The following is an 8,246-nucleotide window of genomic DNA, read 5'->3' on the forward strand; positions in this document are numbered from 1 at the left end:
GCCACGCTGGTGTGGGGGCTGGCGAACCTGGGCGCGGCCCTCGGCCCGGGGGTCTCCGAGACCCACGTCTGGGCCTCCGCCCTGGACCTGGAGCTCGGCTTCCGGCTGGACGCCCTCGGCGTCGTGATGATCGTGCTGGTCGGCGGCCTCGGGGCGCTGATCCTGGCCTACTCCGCCTGGTACTTCGGCAAGGACAGCCGAGACGCCCCACGGAACTCGGCGCTGCTGCTCGCCTTCGCGGGCGCGATGCTCGGCCTGGTCCTGGCGGACGACCTGCTCACCCTCTACGTCTTCTGGGAGCTGACGTCCATCGCGTCGTTCCTGCTGGTGGGGCAGGGTGGTCTGCACCGCGCCAACCGGCGGGCCGCGGTGCAGGCGCTGCTGGTCACCGTGCTGGGCGGGCTGGCGATGCTGCTGGGGATCGTGTTCCTGGGGGAGTCCGCGGGCACGTACCGGATCTCGGAGATCGTCGCCTCGCCGCCCTCGGGCGGGCTCGCGGCCACCGGCGTCGTGCTGATCCTGGTCGGTGCGCTCACGAAGAGCGCGCAGTTCCCCTTCCACCCCTGGCTGCCGGGCGCGATGGCGGCGCCCACGCCGGTGAGCGCCTACCTGCACGCCGCGTCCATGGTGAAGGCGGGCGTGGTGCTGGTCGGGCGGCTGTCGCCGGGGTTCGCGGACCGCGTCGAGTGGTGGCTGCCGATCGCGGTGCTGGGCCTGGTCACGATGCTGGTCGGCGGCTGGCGGGCGCTGCACGAGACCGACCTGAAACGGCTGCTGGCCTTCGGCACCGTGAGCCAGCTCGGCTTCCTCATGGTGCTCTTCGGCTCCGGCGACCGGATCGGCGAGATCGCCGCGCTGACCATGCTGCTCGCGCACGGGCTGTTCAAGGCGCCGCTGTTCATGGTGGTCGGGATCGTGGACAAGGTCACCGGCACGCGGGAGGTCGGCTCGCTGTCCGGGCTCGGCAAGGCGCTGCCGGGGCTCGCCGTGGCCGCCACACTGTCCGCCGCGTCGATGGCGGGCATCCCGTTCCTGCTGGGCTTCCTGGGCAAGGAGGCCGCGTTCGAGGCCTTCGTGCACGAGGGTGGGGCCCGCGGCTGGGTGCTCGGGATCGGGCTGCTGGTGGGCTCGGTGTTCACCGTCGCGTACTCCGCCCGGTTCCTGTGGGGCGCGTTCGCCACCAAACCGGGCGTCGACACCACCGAGCCCACCCGCCCGGCGGTCGGCCTGCTCGCCCCGACCTGGATCGCGGCGCTCGCCGGTCTCGTGCTGGGCTGCGTCCCGCCGCTGGTGGACCGGCTCGCGGGGTCCTACGCCGCCGCGTACCCGGCCGCGGACGCCGTCGAGGCCGAGTACCACCTCGCCCTGTGGCACGGGCTCTCGGTGCCGCTGCTGTTCTCGGCCGTCGCCCTGGCCGTGGGCCTGACCCTGCACGCGCAGCGCGTGCGGATCACCGCCCTGCACGGCGCGCTTCGCCACCCGCTGTCCGCCCAGCGCGGCTACGAGCTGGTGGTCGGCGGGATCGAGCGCTTCGCCGTGTGGACGACCGGGCGGATCCAGGCGGGCTCGCTGCCGGTCTACCTCGCCGTCCTGCTGCTCACCGTGCTCGTCCTGCCCGGGATCGCGCTGGTCACCGGGGGTGCGTGGCCCACCTCGCAGCCGGGCTTCGGCTCGCTCATGCAGCTCCCGCTGGGCCTGATCGTGGTGGCGGCGGCGCTCGCCCTCACCCGCGTCAGGCGGCGGTTCACCGCGGTCCTGCTGGTCGGCGCCATCGGCTACGGCATCGGCGGGCTCTTCGTGGTCGACGGGGCCCCGGACCTCGCGCTGGCCCAGTTCCTCGTCGAGACGCTCACGATGGTCGCCTTCGTGTTCGTGCTGCGCAGGCTGCCCGCGCACTTCGACGCCGGCCCGCGGCCCCGCCGTCAGGTGCAGCTGCGCAAGGCCGCGCTGGCCTCGGTCGCCGGGATCTTCGTGGCGGTGGCGGGCGTGGTGCTGTCCGGGGCGCGGCAGGAGCCGCCCGCAGTGAGCGCCGAGTTCATCGCCCGCTCGCCGGAGGCGGGCGCGGACAACGTCATCGCCGCGATCCTGGTGGACTTCCGGGCACTGGACACGGTCGGGGAGATCACCGTCCTGCTCATCGCGGCGGCGGGCACGGCCAGCCTCGTGCTGGCCACCCGGTTCGACCGCAAGGGCGAGTCGGGCGCGGGCACCCCCGAGCACGAGAAGGAGATCCAGGGATGACGACCACCCCCGAGAAGGTCCCCTTCGAGCAGTGGGACGCGCCCGAGGGCGAGTGGACGCTGACCGGGGCCTGCCCGGTGCGCACCAACCGCACCCTGCTGCTCGAGGCGGCGACCCGGTTCCTGTTCCCCACGATCCTGGTGTTCTCGGTCTACCTGCTGATCGTGGGGCACTACGCGCCCGGTGGCGGGTTCGCGGGCGGGCTCACGGCGGGCCTGGCCTTCGTGCTGCGCTACATCGCGGGCGGCGGCTCCGAGGGCGCCGAGATCGGGTCCCGGCTGCAGCTGCGCCCGCCCGTGCTGATGGGCACCGGGCTGCTGCTGGCCACGCTCTCGGCACTCGCCCCCGTCGCCTTCGGCGCCCCGGTGCTGACCAGCGCGAAGATCTCCGTCCTGGGCGTCGAGGTGGTGTCGAGCCTGGTGCTCGACGTCGGGGTGTACGTCCTGATCATCGGCGTGGTCCTCGACCTGCTCCGGTCCCTGGGCAGCGGCATCGAGCGCGACGCCGAGGAGAGCGAGGGCCCGTGATCACCATCAACGTCGCGATGGCCGTGGTCCTGGCCGTCCTCTACTCCGTGGGCTTCTACCTGCTCATGCAGCGCTCGCTGATGCGCATCCTGATCGGGATCGTGGTGCTCGGCCACGGCGCCAACCTGCTGCTGCAGCTCGCGGGCGGCCCGCCCGCCCGTGCCCCCGTGCTCGGCACGGCGCCTGCCGAGGACTTCGCGGACCCGCTGCCCCAGGCGCTCGCGCTCACGGCCATCGTGATCACCTTCGCGCTCACCACGTACCTGCTCGCGCTGGGCTACCGCAGCTGGGTGCTGACCGGCCACGACGAGGTGCAAGACGACCTCGAGGACCGCCGGATCGCCGCCAGCGAGCGGCCGGACGGCTCCATGGAGGAGGACACCGAGGGCACGGACGAGATCGTGGACCCGGGCTCCGCCGCGGCGTCGAACGAGCCGGTGGAGGCCCCCCGGTGACGACCCTGGTGACCCTCCCGGTGCTGCTGCCGATCCTCGGTGCGGCGCTGACCGTGATCTTCGCCCGGTCGGCGATGGTGCAGCGGCTGATCGGCATCGTGGTGCTGGCCTGCGTGTCCGCGGTCGCGGCGATCCTGCTGGTGGCGGCGGACCGGAGCGGCCCCGTCGTCGTCGAGCTCGGGGGGTGGCCCGCGCCCGTCGGGATCGTGCTGGTCGCCGACCGGCTGTCCGCGCTGCTCCTGCTCGTCTCCACGGTGGTCACCCTGGCGGTGCTGGTCTACGCCATCGACCAGCGGATCTCCGACTACGGCCGGGACACCGCGAGCACCACCTTCCACCCGATCTTCCTGCTGCTCTCGACGGGCGTGTCCCTGGCCTACCTGACCGGGGACCTGTTCAGCCTGTTCGTCGCCTTCGAGATCATGCTCGCGGCCTCGTACGTGCTGATCACCCGACGGACCAACGCCTCCCGGATCCGCTCCGGGATGACCTACGTGATCATCTCGCTCACGTCGTCGCTGCTGTTCCTCACCACGATCGCGCTGGTCTACGCCTCGACGGGCACCGTCAACCTGGCCGATCTCGCGAACCGGGTCGCCGAGCTCCCGCCCGGGCTGAGGACGCTGCTGTCGATGCTCACGATCGTCACGTTCGGGATCAAGGCCGCCATGGTGCCGTTGCACTTCTGGCTGCCGGACAGCTACCCGAACGCCCCCGCGCCGGTCACGGCGCTGTTCGCGGGCCTGCTCACCAAGGTCGGCATCTACGCGCTGCTGCGCACACAGACACTGGTGTTCCCCGGCGCCGGGCCCAGCGCGGTGCTGCTGGTCCTCGCCGTGCTGACCATGGTCGTCGGGGCGCTGGGCGCGTTGGCGCAGAACGACCTGAACCGGCTGCTGTCCTTCCTGCTGGTCAGCCACATCGGGTTCATGCTGTTCGGGCTCGCGGTGTACGACGCCCACGGCGCGGCCGGGACGGCGCTCTACATCGTCCACCACATCACCGTGCAGGCCACGTTGTTCCTGGTCGGCGGCCTGATCACGCGGCGGACGGGCACGGTCTCCATCGACCAGATGGGCGGTCTGGCGCGGCGCTCCCCGGTGCTGGCGGTGCTCTTCGCGATCCCCGCGCTGACCCTGGCGGGCATCCCGCCGACGTCCGGCTTCGTGGCCAAGCTCGCCCTGCTGCAGGCGGGCGCGGGGGCCACCGTCGGGACGGCCGTCGTCGCCGGGTTCGTGGTGCTCGCCAGCCTGCTCACCCTGTGGGCCGTGGTCCGGGTGTGGATCCGGGTGTTCTGGGGGGCCGAGAAGGAGCCGCTGCCCGACGCCGACCCCACCGACGAGCTGGTCGTCGGCACCGCGAAGACGTCGAAGCCGATGTACGTGGCCACCGCGGCGCTGATCGCGGTGAGCATCGCGATCGCCGCGGCCGCGGGCCCGCTGTCCGCGGTGACCGAGCGCGCGGGCACGGACCTGCTGGCCCGCACGCCCTACCTCGAGGCGGTGCTCGGATGACGGTCGTCAGGCGCTGGCCGCAGATCCTCTGGCTGACGGTCGTGTGGCTCCTGCTGTGGGGTCGGGTGTCGCCCACGATCGTCGTCGGCGGGGTGGTGGTGGCGATCGTGGTCACGGCCCTGTTCCCGTTGCCCCTGGTACCGCGGCTGCCCTTCCGCCCGTGGCCGCTGCTGATGCTGGCCGGGTTCCTGGTCGGCGACCTCTTCCGGTCCGGCCTGGTCGTCAGCGTCGAGACCCTGCGGTACGGGTCGCGCTCGCGGGCCGGGATCGTCGCCGTCCCGCTGCTGACCCGCTCCGAACGGGTCGTCACCGTGATCGCGGCCGCCGCCGCGCTGACCCCGGGGAGCTTCGTGCTGCAGATCGACCGCCAGGGCGGGCTGCTCTACGTCTACGCGCTCGGCCTGCGCGGCGCCGCGGACGCCGAGCAGGTCCGGGTACAGATGCGGCGCCTGCAGGAGCGGGTCGTCGCCGCGATGGGGGTGCCCGCATGACGATCGTGTTCGCGCTGGTCCTGGGCATGCTCAGCGCCGCGGCGCTGCTCACCGTGACCCGGTTGCTGAAGGGACCCGGCACGCTGGACCGGATCGCCGCGCTCGACGTGTTCGTGGTCCTCATCGTGGCCGCCGCGGCCGTCTACATCGCCATCTACCGGGACGGGTCCACGGTGCCGTTGATCGCGGCCGTGGCGCTGGTCGGGTTCGTCGGGTCCGCGACCGCGGCCCGGCTCGTCGAGCGGTGGGAGCGGCACCGGTGATCCGCGACGTCGTGTCGTCGGTGTTCCTGCTGCTCGGGGCACTGTCCTGCCTGCTGGGCGCCCTGGGGCTGCTCCGGCTGCCGGACCTCCCCGCCCGGCTCCAGGCCGCCACGAAGCCGCAGACGCTCGGGCTGCTGCTCATCCTGATCGGCACCGCGGTCCGGCTGGAGTTCGAGAACGCCGCCACCCTGGTGCTCGTCATCCTGTTCCAGGCCGTGACCGCGCCGGTGATCTCGCAGATCGTGGCCCGGTCGGCGTACCGCACGGGCACGCTGGACCGGGACCTGCTGGTGATCGACGAGCTGACCGCGCGCGTGGAGCGGGAGGACGGGGCGCGCGACGCCGGCGACGACCGCGGAAAGTAGGGTGCACCGGTGCCTGTGTATGCGCTCGGTGACCGCGAACCGGACATCCATCCCGAGGCCTACGTCCATCCGGACGCGGTCGTGATCGGGGACGTGCGGATCGGCGCGGAGTCCTCGGTGTGGCCCACCGCCGTGCTCCGCGGGGACGACGGGTACATCGTCGTGGGGGAGCGCACGAGCATCCAGGACGGCTCGATCGTCCACACCACCGCCCGGCAGCCCACGCTGATCGGCAGCGACGTCACGGTGGGGCACAACGTGCACATCGAGGCCGCGGACATCGCGGACAAGGTGCTGATCTCCTCGGGGTCGGTGGTGCTCAACGGGTCCAGGATCGGCGAGGGCGCGATCGTGGCCGCGGGCGCGGTCGTGTCGCCGAACTCCGTCGTGCCGCCGCGCGCGATGGCGCTGGGGGTGCCCGCGAAGGTCCGCGAGGGCTACGAGGTGCCGGAGGGCCGGTTCCAGTACGCGGTGGACTCCTACGTGCAGCGGGGCAAGCGGTTCCGCGCCGAGCTGCGGAGGGTCTCCTGATGGCGAAGCCGCTGGCCGAGGTGGTCGAGGCGGGCTGGGCGCGGGCGCTCGAGCCGGTCGCCCCCGTCGTCGCGCAGATGGGGGAGTTCCTCCGGTCGGAGATCGCCGCGGGCCGCCGGTACCTGCCCGCGGGCGCGAACGTGCTCCGGGCCTTCCAGCAACCGTTCGACGAGGTCCGCGTGCTGATCGTGGGCCAGGACCCGTACCCGACGCCGGGACACGCCGTCGGGCTGTCCTTCTCGGTGTCCGCGGAGACCCGCCCGATCCCGCGCTCGCTGGTGAACATCTACCGCGAGTACGGCGAGGACCTCGGCTACCCGCAGCCCTCCACCGGCGACCTGACGCCGTGGACGACGCAGGGCGTGCTGCTGCTCAACAGGTGCCTCACCGTGGAGCCGGGCTCGCCGGGCTCGCACCGGGACAAGGGCTGGGAGGCCGTGACCGAGCAGGCCATCCGCGCGCTCGTGGAGCGGGACGCGGAGCCGCTGGTGGCGATCCTGTGGGGGCGAGACGCCCGGAACCTGGCCCCGCTGCTGGTCGACGTGCCGATCATCGAGTCCGCACACCCGAGCCCGATGTCCGCGGACCGCGGCTTCTTCGGCTCGCGCCCCTTCAGCCGGGCCAACGACCTGCTCGAGGAGATCGGCGGGGACCCCGTCGACTGGAAGCTCCCGTAGGCTCGGTCAGGTGGACGGGGGCAATCTGCGCATCTCGGACGCCGATCGCGAGGCCGCCGCGCAGCGGCTGCACACCGCGATGGGCGAGGGTCGGATCACGCTGACGGAGCTCGAGGACCGGTTGGGCGCGGTCTACGCGGCCCGGACCTTCGCGGAGCTGGAACCGCCGCTGGCGGACCTGCCGGGGGCGGCGATCGCGCCGGTGGCGCCCGCGGCCGTGCCCGCGCGCAAGGAGGCGGTCCACCTCAACACGGAGATGGGCTCGATCAAGCGGACCGGGGACTGGCCGGTGCCCGCCCAGCTGAAGCTGACGACGTCGATGGGCTCGATCCACCTGGACCTCACCGAGACCCGGGTGCCGCCCGAGATCGCGGTGGACGTGTCCACGGGGATGGGGTCGGTCACGCTCGTGCTGCCGCCCGGCGCCTCTGCGGACGTCGACGGGGTGAAGACCTCGTGGGGCACGGTCTCGACCAAGGTCCCGCACGTGCCGACCGGTTCGGGCCCGCACCTCACGGTCACCGGCAGCGCCGGGATGGGCACCTTGTCGATCCGCTACGCCCGCAAGGGGCTCAAGGACTGGTTCGGGGCCTGAGCCCCCCGGGAACGACTACGGGGCGGCTCCCGGTGGGAGACCGCCCCGTCAGTGGTGATCGAGCGCTCAGGCGCGCGAGACCTTGCCGGCCTTCAGGCACGAGGTGCACACGTTCTTGCGCTCCTTGTTCCCGCCGGCGTTCACCGCCCGAACGGTCTGGATGTTCGGGTTCCAGCGGCGGTTGGTACGGCGGTGCGAGTGCGAGACGGACATGCCGAAGCCCGGACCCTTGCCGCAGACGTCGCAGACGGCAGCCACGTCGGACACTCCTCGGGGTAGACAGACAACTTCAGGCCCGGCGGAGGCCGGGCACGTGACCACCAGGGTAACCGACGCCTTTAGGGTGGTGCGCGTGCCCCCCGAGCTCGACGCCGCCCTGCTCCGGCGCTGGGCGTCGGCCGCCGTCGCGGGCCTGCAGGACCGCCGCGCCGAGCTCGACGGGATCAACGTCTTCCCGGTGGCCGACGCGGACACCGGCACCAACATGCTGCTCACGATGCGGGCCGGCGTCGAGCGGATCCGGGAGGACGGGGCAGGGGGCACCGCCGAGCCCGCCGCCGTCGCCGCGGACCTGGCCCGGGGCGCGC

The 8,246-nt window shown here is 72.8% G+C and carries 11 protein-coding genes and 1 pseudogene; 11 read left to right on the forward strand and 1 reads right to left on the reverse strand.

What is annotated here, in order from left to right:
• From mbhE to H5J29_RS13395, 10 genes are all read left to right on the forward strand, one after another.
• The coding region (gene mbhE, locus H5J29_RS13350) for a hydrogen gas-evolving membrane-bound hydrogenase subunit E (protein WP_181781267.1) at positions 1 to 2,241 on the forward strand (2,241 nt) is incomplete at its 5' end.
• Complete coding sequence (locus H5J29_RS13355) at positions 2,238 to 2,768, forward strand: MnhB domain-containing protein (RefSeq protein WP_181781268.1); 531 nt, start codon at positions 2,238 to 2,240, stop codon at positions 2,766 to 2,768. The genes mbhE and H5J29_RS13355, both read left to right, overlap by 4 nt.
• Positions 2,768 to 3,223 carry a Na(+)/H(+) antiporter subunit C gene (locus H5J29_RS13360; RefSeq protein ID WP_181781277.1) on the forward strand — a complete coding sequence of 152 codons (456 nt, stop codon included), beginning with the start codon at positions 2,768 to 2,770 and terminating at the stop codon, positions 3,221 to 3,223. Before H5J29_RS13355 ends, H5J29_RS13360 begins: the two co-directional genes overlap by 1 nt.
• Positions 3,220 to 4,737, forward strand: a complete 1,518-nt coding sequence (locus H5J29_RS13365; protein WP_181781269.1) for a Na+/H+ antiporter subunit D — start codon at positions 3,220 to 3,222, stop codon at positions 4,735 to 4,737. The genes H5J29_RS13360 and H5J29_RS13365 overlap by 4 nt, the downstream gene beginning before the upstream one ends.
• Positions 4,734 to 5,228: a Na+/H+ antiporter subunit E gene (locus H5J29_RS13370; protein ID WP_181781270.1), complete on the forward strand. Its 495-nt coding sequence runs from the start codon at positions 4,734 to 4,736 to the stop codon at positions 5,226 to 5,228. The genes H5J29_RS13365 and H5J29_RS13370 overlap by 4 nt, the downstream gene beginning before the upstream one ends.
• On the forward strand, positions 5,225 to 5,491 hold the full coding sequence (locus tag H5J29_RS13375; protein WP_181781271.1) for a monovalent cation/H+ antiporter complex subunit F: 267 nt from the start codon (positions 5,225 to 5,227) through the stop codon (positions 5,489 to 5,491). Before H5J29_RS13370 ends, H5J29_RS13375 begins: the two co-directional genes overlap by 4 nt.
• Positions 5,488 to 5,856 (forward strand): monovalent cation/H(+) antiporter subunit G, encoded by a 369-nt coding sequence (mnhG, locus tag H5J29_RS13380; protein ID WP_181781272.1) that lies wholly within the window; start codon positions 5,488 to 5,490, stop codon positions 5,854 to 5,856. Before H5J29_RS13375 ends, mnhG begins: the two co-directional genes overlap by 4 nt.
• Positions 5,857 to 5,865: 9 nt before the next feature.
• Positions 5,866 to 6,387, forward strand: a complete 522-nt coding sequence (locus H5J29_RS13385; protein ID WP_181781273.1) for a gamma carbonic anhydrase family protein — start codon at positions 5,866 to 5,868, stop codon at positions 6,385 to 6,387.
• Positions 6,384 to 7,064: a uracil-DNA glycosylase gene (locus H5J29_RS13390; RefSeq protein WP_220187368.1), complete on the forward strand. Its 681-nt coding sequence runs from the start codon at positions 6,384 to 6,386 to the stop codon at positions 7,062 to 7,064. Before H5J29_RS13385 ends, H5J29_RS13390 begins: the two co-directional genes overlap by 4 nt.
• A 10-nt stretch (positions 7,065 to 7,074) precedes the next feature.
• Positions 7,075 to 7,659 carry a DUF1707 SHOCT-like domain-containing protein gene (locus H5J29_RS13395; protein WP_181781275.1) on the forward strand — a complete coding sequence of 195 codons (585 nt, stop codon included), beginning with the start codon at positions 7,075 to 7,077 and terminating at the stop codon, positions 7,657 to 7,659.
• 66 nt (positions 7,660 to 7,725) lie between these two features.
• Here the strand turns inward: H5J29_RS13395 and rpmB are convergent, their stop codons facing one another.
• The gene (rpmB, locus tag H5J29_RS13400; RefSeq protein ID WP_181781276.1) at positions 7,726 to 7,917 is read right to left on the reverse strand and encodes a 50S ribosomal protein L28; all 192 of its coding nucleotides are present in this window, start codon (positions 7,915 to 7,917) and stop codon (positions 7,726 to 7,728) included.
• 94 nt (positions 7,918 to 8,011) lie between these two features.
• Between rpmB and H5J29_RS13405 the strand changes: the two are divergent.
• Positions 8,012 to 8,246 (forward strand): annotated as a pseudogene (locus H5J29_RS13405) (DAK2 domain-containing protein); the annotation flags it as partial.

It is taken from the genome of Pseudonocardia pini, from assembly GCF_013870575.1.
Lineage (GTDB): Bacteria > Actinomycetota > Actinomycetes > Mycobacteriales > Pseudonocardiaceae > Pseudonocardia > Pseudonocardia pini.

What these genes read in the sequence shown, in the direction of transcription:
- H5J29_RS13370 (WP_181781270.1), top strand. Translation starts at nt 4,734, where the DNA reads ATGACGGTCGTCAGGCGCTGGCCGCAGATCCTCTGGCTGACGGTCGTG.
- H5J29_RS13375 (WP_181781271.1), top strand. Translation starts at nt 5,225, where the DNA reads ATGACGATCGTGTTCGCGCTGGTCCTGGGCATGCTCAGCGCCGCGGCG.
- H5J29_RS13355 (WP_181781268.1), top strand. Translation starts at nt 2,238, where the DNA reads ATGACGACCACCCCCGAGAAGGTCCCCTTCGAGCAGTGGGACGCGCCC.